Genomic DNA, 14,074 nt, shown 5'->3' on the forward strand with positions numbered 1-14,074 from the left:
TCGCGGTTCTGCGGCCTGGAGACGATTGCCACATACAGCTTCCGCTCCCGTACAGCCTCCACCCCGCACAGCTACCGCTCCGTACAGCGGCCGCATCACCGTTGCGCGGCCCCACCGCCTCGCTACTGCGCCGCCACCACACCGTCGCTGACCCCGCTGATTCTGGTTCCACGTGGAGCCAGGCCACCGCTCCTTTGCGCCTGCCGCACGTCGTAACCCCTATATGGAAGTCACGGCGCACCGCGGATTCGGGGAGGCGTACCCCGAGAACACGGTGAAGGCGGCCGAGCGCGCCGGAGAGCTGGCGGACCGCGTGGAAATCGACGTGCGACGCTGTGGGTCGGGCGAACTCGTCGCGAGCCACTTCGACCGGGTACGGGTCGTCTCCGACGGCACCGGTCGGGTCCGGAACCTCTCGGTCGGCGAACTGGCCGCGCTGTCCGTCCAAGGCTCCGACGAGGGGATTCGGGAGCTCGAAGACGTCGCCGCCGCGGTACCCTCGGACACTGCCATCGCCTTCGACCTCAAGCAGCCGGGAGTCGCGAGCGACACTATCGGACTGGCCGAGCGTATCGACAACGACGTGGTTGTCGCCTCGTTTTACGCCGACGCGCTCTGGGAGGCCCGCGACGTCGACAGCGGGATTCCACTCTCGTATCACTTCGACGTGCGGCTCGACCGGAACATGACGACGGCCCGTCTGCTCGACTGCGAGTACGTCAGCCCGCACTGGTCGCTCGCCCTCGGGACCGACGTCGTCGACCGCGCTCACGACGAGGGGATGAAAGTCGAGCCGTGGGCCGTCGCGTCGTCCGCCGTCGCCGACTTTCTGGGGACGGAGGGCGTCGACAGCCTCGCGGTGACCTCGCCGACGCTGACGCCCGACGACGTGGGGAGACTGGAACGGGCGAGAGTGCTCACCGAGGTCTCGTCGGTGCTCGAACGGCTCCGGGGGCTGGGTCGGTAGTCGGCCGGGGTCGACACCCGCCGGTAGGGTCGATAGCCACCGGTCGTGTCGACCCCCGCCGGTCGGGCCGACATCCGCCTCCCGGGCCGTCGGTACTATCCCCCTGCTGGCCCTCGGCCCGACACGATGGAGATAACGGCGCACCGCGGGTTCGAGGAGGCGTACCCGGAGAACACCGTCGAGGCCGCGAGCCGAGCCGCCGCGGACGCCGACCGCGTCGAGGTCGACGTCCGGCGCTGTGGCTCGGGCGAACTCGTCGCCACCCACTTCGACCGGGTCGGGTTCACGACCGACGGGAGCGGGCGGGTGGGGGAGCTCTCGGTCGACGAGTTGGCCGCGCTGTCCGTCGGCGGCTCCGGCGAGGGCGTCCCGCTGGTCGCGGACATCGCGGCGGCGGTTCCGGACGACACCCCGCTCCGACTCGACCTCAAGGGACCGGCGCTCGGAGAGGACGTCGTCGACCTCGCGCGCGCCGTCGACAACGACGTTCTACTCTCCTCGTTCTACGCCGACGCGCTCTGGGAGGCCCGCGACATCGACGACGAGATTCCACTCTCGTACCTGTTCGACGTACGCGCCGACCGGAACATGACGACGGCCCGGCTGCTCGACTGTGAGTACGTCAGCCCGCACTGGTCGCTCGCTCTCGGGACCGACGTCGTCGAGCGCGCCCACGCGGCCGGGATGAAAGTCGAAGCGTGGACCGTCGCCACCTCCGCGATGGCGCGCCTGCTCGACAGCGCGGGCGTCGACAGCGTCGCCGCCTCGTCGCCGGAGCTCGCCCCCGACGAGGTGCGGGGACTGGACTACGTCGGCGCCCTCGCCGAGCCGGGGGCGACGCTCGAGCGACTTCGAGCGCTGATGCACTGAGCAGACCCAGCACCGACTCGGTGGGGAAACTCGGCGCGAACTGGCCGGGTCGACCGACCGTCCCGATACCCGACCGAACCGAATCTAAAAGCAGGCACGTCACCTCTCTTCTTCCGGCCATGAGCGACGCTGACACACCTCACGATGATGCCAGCCACGACCACGCGGACCACGAGCACCACGGCCACGAGGGGCCCGGATACAGCACCCCACAGGCCGCAATCGAGGAGTCGGAGCCCGAGACGGTGGCGTACGTGATGGGGCTCTACACCGGCACCGACGTGGACGCGCCGGACTTCGTCGCCGTCGTCGACGTCGACCCCGCCTCCGACACCTACTGCGAGATAATCGACCGCGTCGAGATGCCGAACCGCGGCGACGAGCTCCACCACTTCGGCTGGAACGCCTGTTCGTCCTCCTGTCACGTCGAGGGGTTGGAACGGCGCCACCTCGTGGTTCCCGGCGTGCGCTCTTCGCGTCTCCACGTCGTCGACACGAAGAACCGCCGGAACCCGGAGATAGTGAAGGTCATCGAACCCGAAGAGGTGTTCGAACACGACCTGTCGACGCCTCACACCGTCCACTGCATCCCGGACGGGGAGATACTGATTTCGATGCTCGGGGACGCGGACGGCGACCTCCCGGGCGGGTTCCTCCTGTTGAACGACGACTTCGAGGTGACCGGCCGCTGGGACCCGCCGGGCGAAATCGGCATGAACTACGACTACTGGTACCAGCCGCGCCACGACGTGATGATATCGAGCGAGTGGGCCGCGCCGAAGACGTTTCTCCCCGGGTTCGACCTCGAGGACGTGGAGGCCGGGAAGTACGGCCGTAAACTCAACGTCTGGAACTGGTCGGAGCGGGAGGTCGTCCAGACGCTCGACCTCGGGGAGGAGGGCCACATCCCGCTCGAAGTTCGCTTCCTCCACAGCCCCGAGTCGACCCACGCCTACGTCGGCGCGGCGCTGTCCTCGAACGTCTTCCACGTGTACGAGCGCGACGGTGAGTGGCGCGCGGACAAGGCCATCGACGTGGAGTCCCGCGAGCACGAGGACTGGGAGATGCCCGTTCCGGGGCTCGTCACCGACCTGCTCGTCTCCATGGACGACCGCTACCTGTTCTTCTCGAACTGGCTCCACGGCGACGTGCGGATGTACGACGTGAGCGACCCCGCCAACCCGCGGCTCGCCGACCAGCTGTGGGCCGGCGGCCACTTCGGGCCGCGTCACCCCATCGACGGGGAGCGCGCCGTGGTCGGCGGCCCACAGATGCTCCAGTTGAGCCTCGACGGCACCCGCCTCTACTGGACGACCTCGCTGTTCTCCTCGTGGGACGCGCAGTTCTACCCCGAGGAGGGCGAACTGGGGTCGGTGATGCTCAAAGCCGACGTGGACCCCAGAAAGGGGACGATGTCGCTCGACCCCGACTTCCTCGTCGACTTCGGCGACCTCCCGGACGGGCCCGCGCGCGCCCACGAGATACGGTGGCCCGACGGCGACTGCACGAGCGACGTGTGGCTGTGAGCGGGAGCGACGCCGAACGGTTCACCGTCGACCTCCGGTGGCGTTCGGGTCGCGAGGAGCGCATCGCCGTCGACGCCGACGAGACGGTGCTCGACGCGGCCGACGCCGCCGACGTGGCGCTCCCGTTCGGCTGTCGGACCGGCGCGTGCGGGACCTGTACCGGGCAGGTCGTCGCGGGCGAACTGGCGCATCGACGACCGCCGCGAGCGCTCAAAGGACGACATCTCGACGCCGGGTACGCCCTGCTCTGTATCGCCGAACCGCGGGCCGACTCCGAGGTCGAGGTCGGCACCGACGTGGCGGCCGACCTCGTCTCGAACCCGTGGAAGTAGCGGGAGAGCCGACGGTCGCCGACCCGACGACGACGGCTCAGCGCCAGTTCTTCTCGGACCCCTCCAGCGGTTCGGCCACCACGCCGTCCTGCTGGACGATGGACCGCGCGTGGGCCGTACACACGTCACGGTCCGCCTCCCACGGGACGTACACTCGGACGGCCGCCTCGTTCGGACAGCCGTCCTCGGCGCACTCGCTCATGCGCATCGATAGCGCGGCCGGAGTAATCGGTGTGTCGCCGGTCGCTACTTCTCGTACCGCCCGCGCAGGTCGTGGGCGAACGCCGTGCCGTAGCGGTCCACGAGGGGCCGGAAGGCGTCGCCGAGCGCCCGCATGCACTGGCCCGTGGAGACGTAGTCGAGTTCGTCGGCGACCGCGTCCCACGACTCCCCTTGGAGCACCTTCCGGACGAGCAGACGCTCCTCTCGGGGGTCGAGCCCGGTCGAGCCGGGGTCGGTGAGGTGGGCGAGGGCGACCCGGCGGAACGCCTCGGGATGTGTCGAGTAGAGGCCGGGGCCGTAGGAGGAGTCGACGACGATTCGCCAGCCGCGGTCGTCAAGGTCGGGCGCCGAGACGCCGGCGGTCGCACCGAGCGCCGCGCGGGCCACGTCGGCGTCGAGGTCCCGGAGCGGGTCCGAGAGCACCCCGGCCACCCGCCCGCGGAACCAGCGGTCGTGGCGCTCCCGGAGGTCGCGACCGGCGTCGCTCGTCGGCCGGAGCATCAGCGCCGAGTACTCCCCGCTGGTGTCGTTGCGGGAGGTCGAGAGGTGGACCGTGTCGAACCCGTTGCGGTCCCAGAACCGGAGCAGTTCGGGGGTGGCGCCGTAGCCGACACCGAGCCAGTCGGTTTCGGTTCCGAGTTCGGCTTCGACTTCGTCGAGCAGGCGCGAGCCGAACCCGCGCGAGCGGACGGCGTGGTGGGTGGCGATGCGCATCACCCGGTAGCCGACCGGCACCCCCGCGGCCTCGTCGCGGAGTTGGCTCGTGAACACGTCCGGGAGCATGTTCCCGCGAATCCGCCCGCCGTCGTACATCCGCCTCCGGGTGTCGGCGTCGAGCGCACCCTCGCGGGCGAGCAGGGCGACGCTCACGACGTGGCCGTCGTGACACAGCGCCCGGCAGGTGAGGTTCGGGGCGTCGAGGAGGCGCGCGAGGTCGTCGGGTTCGGTCCGGTAGTGCGCCAAGACGAGCAGGCCGAACGCCTCGCGCAGGCGGTGTTCGTCCGCGAGGAGGGTCTCGGGGTCGAGTTCTCGGTAGCTGACCGAGTCGAGCGTCGCGTCGACGACGAGCGGTTTCACCGGCGGTCGTGCGTCGAGCAGGAGCGCCCGGAACGCCCACGACTCGACCGGGTCGCCGGCGGCGTAGCGGATGGGCTTGTCGAGGTGCGTCTCCGAGACGGCGAGCCCCGAGTCGCCGAGGCGGTCGCGAAAGCGCACGGAGAAGCCGCGTCCCGCGCCCTCGTAGCCGTGGACCGTCGTCGCGAAGGCGACCGACGGGGCGTCGAGGAAGCGCGCGAGCAGTCGGACCGGGAGCGCCGCGGCCTCGTCGACGATTACGACGTCCGGGTCCTCCGGGAGCGTCGCGGCCGCCGGCGGTGGAGCGAAGCGAACCCGCCCGCCCGAGGTCGAGGTGAGTGTTCGCGGGTGCTCCGGGTCGGGACCGGCCCCGGCCAGTGCGTCGAGGTCGGGGGCGGCGAGCAACGCGCGGGCGCGGGCGAACACCTCCCGAGCGTTGCGGTACCTCGGCGCGGTCACGAGTACGTCCTTCCCGGCGGCGGCGAGCGCGCCGGCCGCGATGCCGGCGGCGCTCGACTTCCCCCGACCCCGGTCGGCCTCGACGACGACCGCGTGTCCCGGGTCGAGTAGGGCCTCCAACTCGGCGACCGCGTGGCCCTGGTCCGCGGTCAGGCAGGCGCGGTACGCGGCGGCCGGGAAGGCGGCGTCGGTCGGCGGGGCGGGTCGGCGCCCGCCGTAGTCGAGCGTGAGACCCGGGTCGTCCGCGGGCGCCCGCTCGACAGCCCCCTCGTCCACGTCGACGACAGCGACGCCGGGGTGGTTCCGGAGCGTCGCGACGAGCCGGCGCCGGAATCGGCCGTCCACGTCGTCGACAGAGAACGGCGGGACGGCGAGCCCCTCGTCGAACTCGTCCCGCCGGTCGGGCCACTCGTCGAGCGGTGGCGTCAGGAGGACGAGCAGACCCCCGGCGTCGACGGCGCCGACGACCCGGCCGAGCGCGTTCGGCGAGAACCCCTCGTGGCAGTCGAGAACGACGGCGTCGCGGGTCGTCCCCAGCAGTTCGCCGGCGTGAACCGGGTCGACCCGGTCGTAGCGAAACCCCTCGCGCGTCGTCACGATGGTGACGGCGTCTTCGTCGTCTCCGTCTCGGTCTGTGTCCTCGTCCGTGTCGTCGTTACCGTCTGTGGCCTCGTTCGCGTCGCCGTCACCATCGGCGGCCTCGTCGAACCCGGCCGCCGCGAGGGCGTCGTAGGCGGCGTCGATGCCGGCGTCGCGGTCGCCGGCGAACACCAGCAGTCGGCGCTGGCGGTCGCGGACGGCGGCGGCCCGGAGGTCGCGGGCGACCGTCTCGACCGGACTACGAGGGTCGTCACTCATCGGCTCCGGGTTCGCGGGGTCGAACAAAGGGCGTTGCGTTGTTCGGTCTCGCGCGGTCGCGACTCGGGTGAACCGCCGGCGCGGCTCAGGCCTCGTCGGCGAGGTCGTCGAGCTCCTCTAGCTCCTCGAACCCCTCGTCGGCACCGCCGCCGAGGAACTGCTTCGCGGCGAACGCGACGCCGGCGAGGACGGCGAGCACGAGCAGGTACGAGAGGAGTCCGCGGCCGCCGGAGGACTCCTCGTCGCCGTCGACCTCGATTTCGGTGGCCTCGCCTTCGTCGAATTCGGCGTCCTCGTCGGGGACGTAGCCGACGCCCGAGGGGCCGAGCTGGAGGTTGCCGTCGTCGAGGTGGACTTCGATCAGCGTGAAGTTGACCATGTCCGAGGTACGACGAGGCGTCCCTTATCCGTTGTGCCAAAAGTGAGGGGAGTCGGCCGTTCGCCGTCGGCCGTCGGCGCTACTCGAAAAGCGGCCCGGGTCGCCGTCTCACGCGGCTTCTTGTGTCGAGGTCCCACAACGCAATCATGAACGGCCCGATGGACGACGACCGACGGCGCTTCCTCGACGACCTGCTCACGACACCCAGCCCCTCCGGCTACGAGACGGCCGGCCAGCGGGTGTGGCTCGACTACGTCGAGGCGTTCGCCGACGGGGTACGCGTCGACGACTACGGTAACGCGGTGGCGGTCCACGAGGGGAGCGGCGACGGCCCTGACATCGCGCTCGCGGGCCACGCCGACGAAATCGGCCTCATCGTGCGCGACGTGACCGACGAGGGGTTCCTCCGCATCGGCCCCATCGGCGGCGCCGACCGGACGGTGACGAAAGGACAGGGCGTCACCATCCACACCGACGACGGCCCCGTGTCGGGCGTCGTCGGCCAGCGGGCCATCCACCTCCGCGACGTCGGCGAGGAGGAGTACGACGACCTCGACGAGCAGTTCGTCGACGTGGGCGCCGAGAGCGACGCGGGCGCCCGCGACCTGGTCGAGGTCGGCGACCCGGTCACGGTGGAGACGCGGGTGCGGGAGCTGGCGAGCGGTCGCCTCGCCGCTCGAGGGATGGACAACCGGGTCGGCACGTGGGCCGCCGCGGAGGGGTTCCGACGAGCGGTCGAGTCGGAGACGGAGGCGACGGTGTACGCCGTCTCGACGGTCCAGGAGGAGGTCGGCCTGCGCGGCGCGGAGATGGTCGCCTTCGACCTCGACCCGGACGCCGTCGTCGCCGTCGACGTGACCCACGCGACGGACTCCCCCGACTTCGCGCTCCGGCCGAGCGGCCCGGTCGAACTCGGCGCGGGCCCGGCGCTCAAGCGCGGCAGTTCGAACCATCCGGTGCTCGTCGACCTCGCACGCGCGGCCGCGAGCGAGGCAGACATCGAGGTCCAGTTGGAGGCGGCCGGCGTGCGAACCGGCACCGACACCGACGCGTTCTACACGGCCCGGGGCGGCACCCCGTCGCTCTCGGTCGGGGTGCCGAACCGCTACATGCACACCCCGGTCGAGGTCGTCGACACCGGGGACCTCGTCGCCGTCGCCGACTTACTCGGTGCGTTCGTCGACCGGGCGGCCGAGCGAACGTCGTTCGGCGTCGACGTCTGAACGGATACGGCGGACGGCGACGGCGTCCGCCGAGACGGTGGTGTCGGTGCCGACTGTATATCGATACTGCGGGTTCTCGTGACCCGCACTGCCGGATTTCGACACCTAACTATTGCGAACACCCCCTCCCGTCGATAAGTTAAAGTAAGGGAATGTATTGTCTGCGAGTATGCTGGCACCGAGCGTAGATGGGACCCGGATCAAGATACTGACCACCGAGGGCGACCACCTGACCGCCGAGGTCGAGTTGGACGAGTACGACGACGAGGTCGTCGCACAGCTCCACGGCGTCGAATCGCGGGACATCTCGGGGGTCACCGGAGACTGGGCGGTCGTCTGCGACCGGGGAACGAGCTACGTGCAGGCCGCGACGCTGGCCGAGGGCATCCAGTACCGCGCCCGCATCCACGACTACGGCCACGGCGGTCGGGTGACGTTCCCGGACACCGGCGGGTCGGGCATCGCGCCGGCCGACGACTGACACGACGGACACGACCGACGACGACACCGTTCTCCGAACTCGACACGGTCCCGGAGCGACCGCTACGGGTCGTCTCGTCGGGGCCGCGTCCGCCGACGAGACGGCCCGTCGAGCCGGAACGCCGGACCGTCCGTCGGCAGCGTCGCTCGGGGGGGCAAGGGGCCACGCGACTCCGACAGCGTGAGGTCGGGTTCGGGGTCCCGGAGACCGGGGGAGCGTCCCACACGGTCCGGTCGAAAGACAACCGTTAAAAGTCGCCGAAGGGATGCTTCGTGCATGGCCGGAACTATCGAAGCCCTCGTTCCCGGCGGGCAGGCCAACCCTGGCCCGCCCCTCGGGCCGGAGCTCGGTCCGACGCCGGTGAACGTCCAGGACGTCGTCAACGAGATAAACGAACAGACCGCCGCGTTCGACGGGATGGAAGTCCCCGTGACGGTCGAGTACGAGGACGACGGCTCGTTCACCATCGAGGTCGGCGTCCCGCCGACGGCCGCCCTCGTCAAGGACGAGGCCGGGTTCGACACGGGCAGCGGTACGCCCCAGTCGGAGTTCGTCGCCGACATGAGCATCGACCAGGTGAAGAAGGTCGCGGAGCAGAAGTCCTCGGACCTGCTCGCCTACGACCTGAAGAACGCCGCGAAGGAGGTCGTCGGGACCTGCACGTCGCTCGGCGTCACCATCGAGGGGAACGACCCCCGCGAGTTCAAGAAGCGCCTCGACGACGGCGAGTACGACGACTACTTCGCCGAAGAAGCGGCGGCCTGACTCGGGCCGACCAGTTCTCTCCGGCCCGCTCTGCGGGTCGCTCTCCGACCGACGAGTGACGACTCCGATTCTCGAACTCCGTCACCGCCCGCCGAGAAAAGTGTTAACACACGTCACGAGAGAGTCACGGGCATGAGCAACCGCCCGCCCGACTACTGTCCGTACTGCGGGACGGCGCTCGATCCGGTCGACCCGCCGACGGTCTTTCGGTGTGCGGCGTGTGACGACCGCGTGTTCCACAACCCCTGTCCGGGCGGCGGCGCCGCGGTCGTCGACCGGACGAGCGGCGGTGACAACGACGACAGCCGAGGCGGCGACGCCGACGACGCGGACCGCATCCTCCTCGTCGAGGACTTCCGGAGCACGGACGAGTGGAAGCTTCCGGAGGGCCGAATCGAGTGCGGCGAGTCGCCGCGCGAGGGGGTCGCCCGCGAACTGGCGGAGGAGACGGGGCTCGTCGTCGACCCCGACGACCTCGTCTACTTCGCCGACAACGCCGGCGAGCCGGTGCCGGAACAGTACATGGCAAACGTCGACTTCGCGGTGTGGCGCTCGGAGACGACGGGCACGCTCGACGCCGGGTCCGACGCGACCGACGCTCGCTTCTTCACGCCCGCCGAGTTCGAGTCGTCCGACCGCTCCCTGCGGGCGTCCCACCGCGACCGGTTCGGGACCGACGACCTGGCGTGGCTGCTGGCGGAAGCGCGAGCGTCGCTCGACCGTGCGAGCGGCGGGGACTGACCGACACACCGCCACTGGCCCGGCGGAAAGCATTTATCACGACTCCGACGAGTCGCGGTCGATGGTCGACCACTCGGACGTCTCCGCCCTCCTTCTGCTCGCCGCCGCCCTCTCGCTCTTCGTCGTCGCCGGTGTCTCGTATCCACACGCCGGCGCGGAGAGGTACGGTCACTCCGTCGATTCCGTCGACTCCGCGGACCCGGGGTACGACGTCCCGGCGGACGTGACGCCGCGACCGTTCGAGTCGCTCAGCCCGAAGGGGAAGCGAGCGTTTCTCGACGGACTCGACGGCGACGGCGTCGTCTACGGCGAGCCGAACCGGCCGCCGGACTTCGTGTACACCGACGCTCCGAACTGGGGGGACGGAATGTACCTCATCAGCTACGAAGGGACGCGATACGCCCTCCTGCCACAGAACGGCCCGTTCGGCTTCGTCGACCAGGTCGCCTTCCTCGCGCTCCTCGCGCTCGGGTCGTCACTCGCGGCCGCCGGCGGGTTCCGTCTGTGCCGCTCACCGGCCCGCGTATCGACGGGCGCGCTCCTCGGCGGTGGCCTCGGGTTCGGCTGTCTCGTGGCGGTCGCAGTCTCGTCGACCGTCCGAACGGGGTGGATACACCCCTGGCTCGTGGGCGGCATCGTCGTGGCCGTCACCGCGGCGGGCGCCGTGCTCACTGCTGGACTCACAGGGCGCTATCTGGCGCCCAAGACCCCGTGAGAGGCCCTTTCGTACCGCCGAGAGGTTCGACGGGTTTAAGGCCGGGATGACCGACACTCCACGTGAGACAGGCTCCGCCTGTTTCACTGACCCGTAGGAGCACGCGACCCGGCGTGAAGCCGGAGTGCAGCCTGCGTACTACGGAGGTGAAAGATGGCAGAAGATACGATAGAGCAAGCGGTCTCTCGCGCACTCGAGGACGCACCTGAGCGGAACTTCCGCGAGACGGTGGACCTCGCGATCAACCTGCGCGACCTTGACCTCAACGACCCGTCGAACCGAATCGACGAGGGTATCGTGCTACCGTCCGGCACCGGCCAGGACACCCAGATCGTGGTGTTCGCATCCGGCGAGACGGCGCTTCGCGCCGAGGACGTAGCAGACAAGGTACTCTCCAAAGAAGACCTCGAAGACCTGGGCGACGACACGGACGCCGCCAAGGACCTCGCGGGAGAAACGGACTTCTTCATCGCGGAAGCGAACCTGATGCAGGACATCGGTCGCTACCTGGGGACCGTCCTCGGGCCGCGCGGGAAGATGCCGACCCCGCTCCAGCCGGACGACGACGTCGTCGAGACCGTCAACCGGATGAAGAACACGGTCCAGCTTCGTTCGCGTGACCGGCGTACGTTCCACACGCGCGTCGGCGCCAACGACATGTCCGCGGACGAAATCGCGTCCAACATCGACACCATCGTCCGGCGTCTGGAAGCGAGCCTCGAGAAGGGGCCGCTCAACATCGACTCCATGTACGTCAAGACGACGATGGGTCCCTCGGTGGAGGTGCCCGCATGAGCGCGGAGAGCGAGTCCGTTCGCAAGACCGAGAACCTCCCGCAGTGGAAGGAGGAAGAGGTCGACGAGCTCGTCGACTTCGTCGAGAGCTACAACTCGGTCGGCGTCGTGAGCGTCACGGGCATCCCGAGCCGACAGCTCCAGGCGATGCGTCGCGACCTCCACGGCAGCGCCGCGCTGCGCATGAGCCGAAACACGCTCATGACGCGTGCGCTGGAGGAGGTCGACTCCGGCTTCGAGGAGCTCGTCGAGCACATCTCGGGGCAGGTCGCGTTCGTCGGAACCAACGACAACCCGTTCGCGCTGTTCAAGAAGCTGGAGGCCTCGAAGACCCCCGCACCCATCAACGCGGGCGAGGTCGCCCCCAACGACGTCGTCATCCCCGAGGGTGACACCGGGGTCGACCCGGGTCCGTTCGTGGGCGAGCTCCAGCAGGTCGGCGCGTCGGCGCGCATCATGGACGGCTCCATCAAGGTCACCGAGGACTCGACGGTCCTCGAGGCCGGCGAGGAGGTCAGCGCGCAGCTGGCGAACGTCCTCAACGAACTCGGAATCGAGCCGAAGGAGGTCGGTCTCGACCTCCGCTCGGTGTACAGCGAGGGAACGCTGTTCGACCCCGAGGACCTCGACATCGACGTCGAGGAGTACGAGGCGGACCTCAAGGCCGGCGTCGCGGCGGCGACCAACCTCTCGGTCAACGCCGTCTACCCGACCTCGCGGACCGCGGGTCAGCTCCTCTCGAAGGGCGCCATGGAGGCCAAGTCGGTCGGCCTGCAGGCGGCCATCGAGGACGAGGAGCTCATGCCCGACCTCGTGCGCAAGGCCGACTCCCAGCTTCGGGCGCTCGCCGCGCTCATCGACGACGAGGAGGCCCTCCCCGAGGAGCTCCGCGGCGTCGAGCCGGCGGCCCCGGCCGCCGAGGAGAGCGAGGACACCGAGGAACAGGCAGACGAAGACACGGAAGCCGAGGCTGACGCCGACGAGGACGCCGCCGACGACGACGACGGCGACGACGACGGTGGCGAGGGCCTCGGCGCGATGTTCGGTTAATCACTTCAACGGAGACTCACAACAATGGAATACGTCTACGCAGCACTCATCCTGAACGAATCGGGCGAGGAGATCAACGAAGACAACGTCACCGCGGTCCTCGAGGCCGCCGGCGTCGACGTCGAGGAGTCCCGCGTCAAGGCCCTCGTCGCCGCGCTGGAGGACGTCGACATCGAGGAGGCCATCGACACGGCCGCCGCGGCGCCCGCCGCAGCGGCCGGCGGCGCGTCCGGCGGTTCCGCCGGCGACGACGAAGCCGACAGCGAGGAGCTCGACACGACGGACGACGAGGCCGAGGCAGAGGCCGAGGACGACGAGGAAGACGAGGACGACGACGGCGGCGAGGGTCTCGGCGAGCTGTTCGGCTGAACCGGTCAGTCGCTACCGGAGCAGTCTTCGGGTAAACAGCGCCGTACCTCGCGAACCTCTCTTCGCAGTCCCGCGTTTTTTGACGCCGCTCGACCGACCAGCGACGGCTGTCGCCGTATCGATTGCGGTGACTTCCCGGTCAATCCGTCGACTGCCGGTCGAGGTACTCGTTGGTCGCCGTCGGGACGACGACGCCGAAGAGCAACAACGCGCCCATGACGAGCGAGAACGGGAGCGACGTGTACGTGTCCAGAGTCAGCGCCAGGAGGATGGCGAAGGCGAGGCAGCCGGCGATTACTGTGTTCTCGCGGGAGACCATACCCCACCGTAGAGCCCCGGCGACTTGAACGTCGGACCGGTCCGCACCCGGCCGGCGAGCCCCGTGGTCCGCGTCACATCTCGATTCGCAGGCCGTCCTTCGCGAACCGCACGTCCCCGTCGTAGTTTCGTGCCACGGATTCGAGCATCTCCTCGTGTTTGCCCTCCGTGTGGGGGTAGAGGTGCGTGAGGTACACTCGGCCGTAGTCGTGGCCGGCGAGGGCCTCGCCCAGTTGGGTCGGCGTCGGGTGGTTCGACACGTCCACCTCGTCGGGGAACGAGCAGTCGTGAATCAGCACTCCGGCGCCGTCGGCGAAGTTCGCGAGCCCCGCGAACGCCTCGCTGTCGGCGCCGAACACCACGTCGCGTCCGGGTTCGTCGGCGTCCGCCGCTTCGCCACTCCCGTCGCCCCCGTCGCCCCCGTCGCTCCCGTCGCCCCGGTGGCCCGCGAACCGGTAGGCGAGACACGGCATCGAGTGGCGGGTCTCGTAGCTCTCGACTTCGAAGCCGGCGACTTCGAACGTCGAGTCGGCGGTCACCTCGCGCACCCGGAGGTCGACCCGGTCCTGGAGGTAGTCGTGGACGGCGAGCAGGTCGTCGAGGAGGGCCTTCGTCCCCGTCGGACCGACGACTTCGAGGTGCTCCTCGCCGGCGAGCCACCGAGCCTTCAGCAGGGGGAGGAGGTCAGCGACGTGGTCGAGGTGGTGGTGTGTGAGGAGCACCGAGGCGACACTCTCGTAGCCGGCCTCGGTGCCGGCGAGCCGCGAGAGGACGCCGCTCCCGCAGTCGACGAGGAGGCGCTGTGTCGTCCCCTCGGCGGCGCGTTCGAGGAGCAGGCCGGTCTGGACGCGGTCGGGCGTCGGCATCGCGCTCCCGGTGCCGAGGAAGGTCAGGTGCATGCCGGTGCGTGGGTCGGCCGGGCGGAAAAGGG

The 14,074-nt window shown here is 69.8% G+C and carries 17 protein-coding genes; 12 read left to right on the forward strand and 5 right to left on the reverse strand.

Annotation, left to right across the window (positions count from 1 at the left end; genetic code table 11):
• The first annotated feature begins 223 nt into the window (after positions 1 to 223).
• From N5095_RS09870 to N5095_RS09885, 4 genes are all read left to right on the forward strand, one after another.
• Positions 224 to 967, forward strand: coding sequence for a glycerophosphodiester phosphodiesterase (locus tag N5095_RS09870; protein WP_267622620.1), 744 nt, complete (start codon positions 224 to 226; stop codon positions 965 to 967).
• 126 nt (positions 968 to 1,093) lie between these two features.
• A complete protein-coding gene (locus N5095_RS09875) occupies positions 1,094 to 1,837 on the forward strand; it encodes a glycerophosphodiester phosphodiesterase (protein WP_267622622.1) in 744 nt (247 codons plus the stop codon).
• 119 nt (positions 1,838 to 1,956) lie between these two features.
• Entirely contained in the window at positions 1,957 to 3,363 is a 1,407-nt protein-coding gene (locus tag N5095_RS09880) for a selenium-binding protein SBP56-related protein (protein ID WP_267622623.1), read from the forward strand.
• Positions 3,360 to 3,695 carry a 2Fe-2S iron-sulfur cluster-binding protein gene (locus tag N5095_RS09885; RefSeq protein WP_267622624.1) on the forward strand — a complete coding sequence of 112 codons (336 nt, stop codon included), beginning with the start codon at positions 3,360 to 3,362 and terminating at the stop codon, positions 3,693 to 3,695. The genes N5095_RS09880 and N5095_RS09885 overlap by 4 nt, the downstream gene beginning before the upstream one ends.
• Before the next feature lie 37 nt (positions 3,696 to 3,732).
• Here the strand turns inward: N5095_RS09885 and N5095_RS09890 are convergent, their stop codons facing one another.
• The 3 genes from N5095_RS09890 to N5095_RS09900 form a co-directional block, all read right to left on the reverse strand.
• Positions 3,733 to 3,897: a DUF8014 family protein gene (locus N5095_RS09890; RefSeq protein ID WP_267622625.1), complete on the reverse strand. Its 165-nt coding sequence runs from the start codon at positions 3,895 to 3,897 to the stop codon at positions 3,733 to 3,735.
• A 44-nt stretch (positions 3,898 to 3,941) separates the two neighbouring features.
• Positions 3,942 to 6,308, reverse strand: a complete 2,367-nt coding sequence (gene tmcA / locus N5095_RS09895) for a tRNA(Met) cytidine acetyltransferase TmcA (RefSeq protein WP_267622626.1) — start codon at positions 6,306 to 6,308, stop codon at positions 3,942 to 3,944.
• Positions 6,309 to 6,393: 85 nt separating this feature from the next.
• A complete protein-coding gene (locus N5095_RS09900) occupies positions 6,394 to 6,687 on the reverse strand; it encodes a hypothetical protein (RefSeq protein WP_267622627.1) in 294 nt (97 codons plus the stop codon).
• Positions 6,688 to 6,845: 158 nt separating this feature from the next.
• Here N5095_RS09900 and N5095_RS09905 point away from each other — a divergent pair, with 158 nt between their 5' ends.
• From N5095_RS09905 to rpl12p, 8 genes are all read left to right on the forward strand, one after another.
• Positions 6,846 to 7,910 (forward strand): M20/M25/M40 family metallo-hydrolase, encoded by a 1,065-nt coding sequence (locus N5095_RS09905; RefSeq protein ID WP_267623030.1) that lies wholly within the window; start codon positions 6,846 to 6,848, stop codon positions 7,908 to 7,910.
• A gap of 169 nt (positions 7,911 to 8,079) precedes the next feature.
• Positions 8,080 to 8,391, forward strand: coding sequence for a hypothetical protein (locus N5095_RS09910; RefSeq protein ID WP_267622628.1), 312 nt, complete (start codon positions 8,080 to 8,082; stop codon positions 8,389 to 8,391).
• A gap of 276 nt (positions 8,392 to 8,667) precedes the next feature.
• Positions 8,668 to 9,156 carry a 50S ribosomal protein L11 gene (locus N5095_RS09915; RefSeq protein ID WP_267622629.1) on the forward strand — a complete coding sequence of 163 codons (489 nt, stop codon included), beginning with the start codon at positions 8,668 to 8,670 and terminating at the stop codon, positions 9,154 to 9,156.
• Positions 9,157 to 9,288: 132 nt separating this feature from the next.
• Entirely contained in the window at positions 9,289 to 9,897 is a 609-nt protein-coding gene (locus N5095_RS09920; protein ID WP_267622630.1) for an NUDIX hydrolase, read from the forward strand.
• A gap of 61 nt (positions 9,898 to 9,958) precedes the next feature.
• A complete protein-coding gene (locus N5095_RS09925; RefSeq protein WP_267622631.1) occupies positions 9,959 to 10,612 on the forward strand; it encodes a DUF7979 domain-containing protein in 654 nt (217 codons plus the stop codon).
• 153 nt (positions 10,613 to 10,765) lie between these two features.
• The gene (locus N5095_RS09930) at positions 10,766 to 11,407 is read left to right on the forward strand and encodes a 50S ribosomal protein L1 (RefSeq protein WP_267622632.1); all 642 of its coding nucleotides are present in this window, start codon (positions 10,766 to 10,768) and stop codon (positions 11,405 to 11,407) included.
• Positions 11,404 to 12,456, forward strand: a complete 1,053-nt coding sequence (locus N5095_RS09935; protein WP_267622633.1) for a 50S ribosomal protein L10 — start codon at positions 11,404 to 11,406, stop codon at positions 12,454 to 12,456. The genes N5095_RS09930 and N5095_RS09935 overlap by 4 nt, the downstream gene beginning before the upstream one ends.
• A gap of 24 nt (positions 12,457 to 12,480) precedes the next feature.
• Positions 12,481 to 12,825 (forward strand): 50S ribosomal protein P1, encoded by a 345-nt coding sequence (gene rpl12p, locus N5095_RS09940; RefSeq protein ID WP_267622634.1) that lies wholly within the window; start codon positions 12,481 to 12,483, stop codon positions 12,823 to 12,825.
• 139 nt (positions 12,826 to 12,964) lie between these two features.
• Here rpl12p and N5095_RS09945 read toward each other — a convergent pair whose 3' ends face one another.
• Positions 12,965 to 13,144 (reverse strand): DUF7987 family protein, encoded by a 180-nt coding sequence (locus tag N5095_RS09945; RefSeq protein WP_267622636.1) that lies wholly within the window; start codon positions 13,142 to 13,144, stop codon positions 12,965 to 12,967.
• Positions 13,145 to 13,217: 73 nt separating this feature from the next.
• On the reverse strand, positions 13,218 to 14,042 hold the full coding sequence (locus N5095_RS09950; protein ID WP_267622638.1) for an MBL fold metallo-hydrolase: 825 nt from the start codon (positions 14,040 to 14,042) through the stop codon (positions 13,218 to 13,220).
• Positions 14,043 to 14,074: the final 32 nt, after the last annotated feature.

The organism is Halobium salinum (assembly GCF_026586625.1).
GTDB lineage: Archaea > Halobacteriota > Halobacteria > Halobacteriales > Haloferacaceae > Halobium > Halobium salinum.

Coding starts and splice junctions, on each gene's coding strand:
- N5095_RS09915 (WP_267622629.1), top strand. CDS start 8,668: ATGGCCGGAACTATCGAAGCCCTCGTTCCCGGCGGGCAGGCCAACCCT.
- N5095_RS09935 (WP_267622633.1), top strand. CDS start 11,404: ATGAGCGCGGAGAGCGAGTCCGTTCGCAAGACCGAGAACCTCCCGCAG.
- N5095_RS09925 (WP_267622631.1), top strand. CDS start 9,959: ATGGTCGACCACTCGGACGTCTCCGCCCTCCTTCTGCTCGCCGCCGCC.
- rpl12p (WP_267622634.1), top strand. CDS start 12,481: ATGGAATACGTCTACGCAGCACTCATCCTGAACGAATCGGGCGAGGAG.
- N5095_RS09900 (WP_267622627.1), bottom strand. CDS start 6,687: ATGGTCAACTTCACGCTGATCGAAGTCCACCTCGACGACGGCAACCTC.
- N5095_RS09870 (WP_267622620.1), top strand. CDS start 224: ATGGAAGTCACGGCGCACCGCGGATTCGGGGAGGCGTACCCCGAGAAC.
- N5095_RS09950 (WP_267622638.1), bottom strand. CDS start 14,042: ATGCACCTGACCTTCCTCGGCACCGGGAGCGCGATGCCGACGCCCGAC.
- N5095_RS09875 (WP_267622622.1), top strand. CDS start 1,094: ATGGAGATAACGGCGCACCGCGGGTTCGAGGAGGCGTACCCGGAGAAC.
- N5095_RS09890 (WP_267622625.1), bottom strand. CDS start 3,897: ATGAGCGAGTGCGCCGAGGACGGCTGTCCGAACGAGGCGGCCGTCCGA.
- tmcA (WP_267622626.1), bottom strand. CDS start 6,308: ATGAGTGACGACCCTCGTAGTCCGGTCGAGACGGTCGCCCGCGACCTC.
- N5095_RS09945 (WP_267622636.1), bottom strand. CDS start 13,144: ATGGTCTCCCGCGAGAACACAGTAATCGCCGGCTGCCTCGCCTTCGCC.
- N5095_RS09920 (WP_267622630.1), top strand. CDS start 9,289: ATGAGCAACCGCCCGCCCGACTACTGTCCGTACTGCGGGACGGCGCTC.
- N5095_RS09905 (WP_267623030.1), top strand. CDS start 6,846: ATGGACGACGACCGACGGCGCTTCCTCGACGACCTGCTCACGACACCC.
- N5095_RS09930 (WP_267622632.1), top strand. CDS start 10,766: ATGGCAGAAGATACGATAGAGCAAGCGGTCTCTCGCGCACTCGAGGAC.
- N5095_RS09880 (WP_267622623.1), top strand. CDS start 1,957: ATGAGCGACGCTGACACACCTCACGATGATGCCAGCCACGACCACGCG.
- N5095_RS09910 (WP_267622628.1), top strand. CDS start 8,080: ATGCTGGCACCGAGCGTAGATGGGACCCGGATCAAGATACTGACCACC.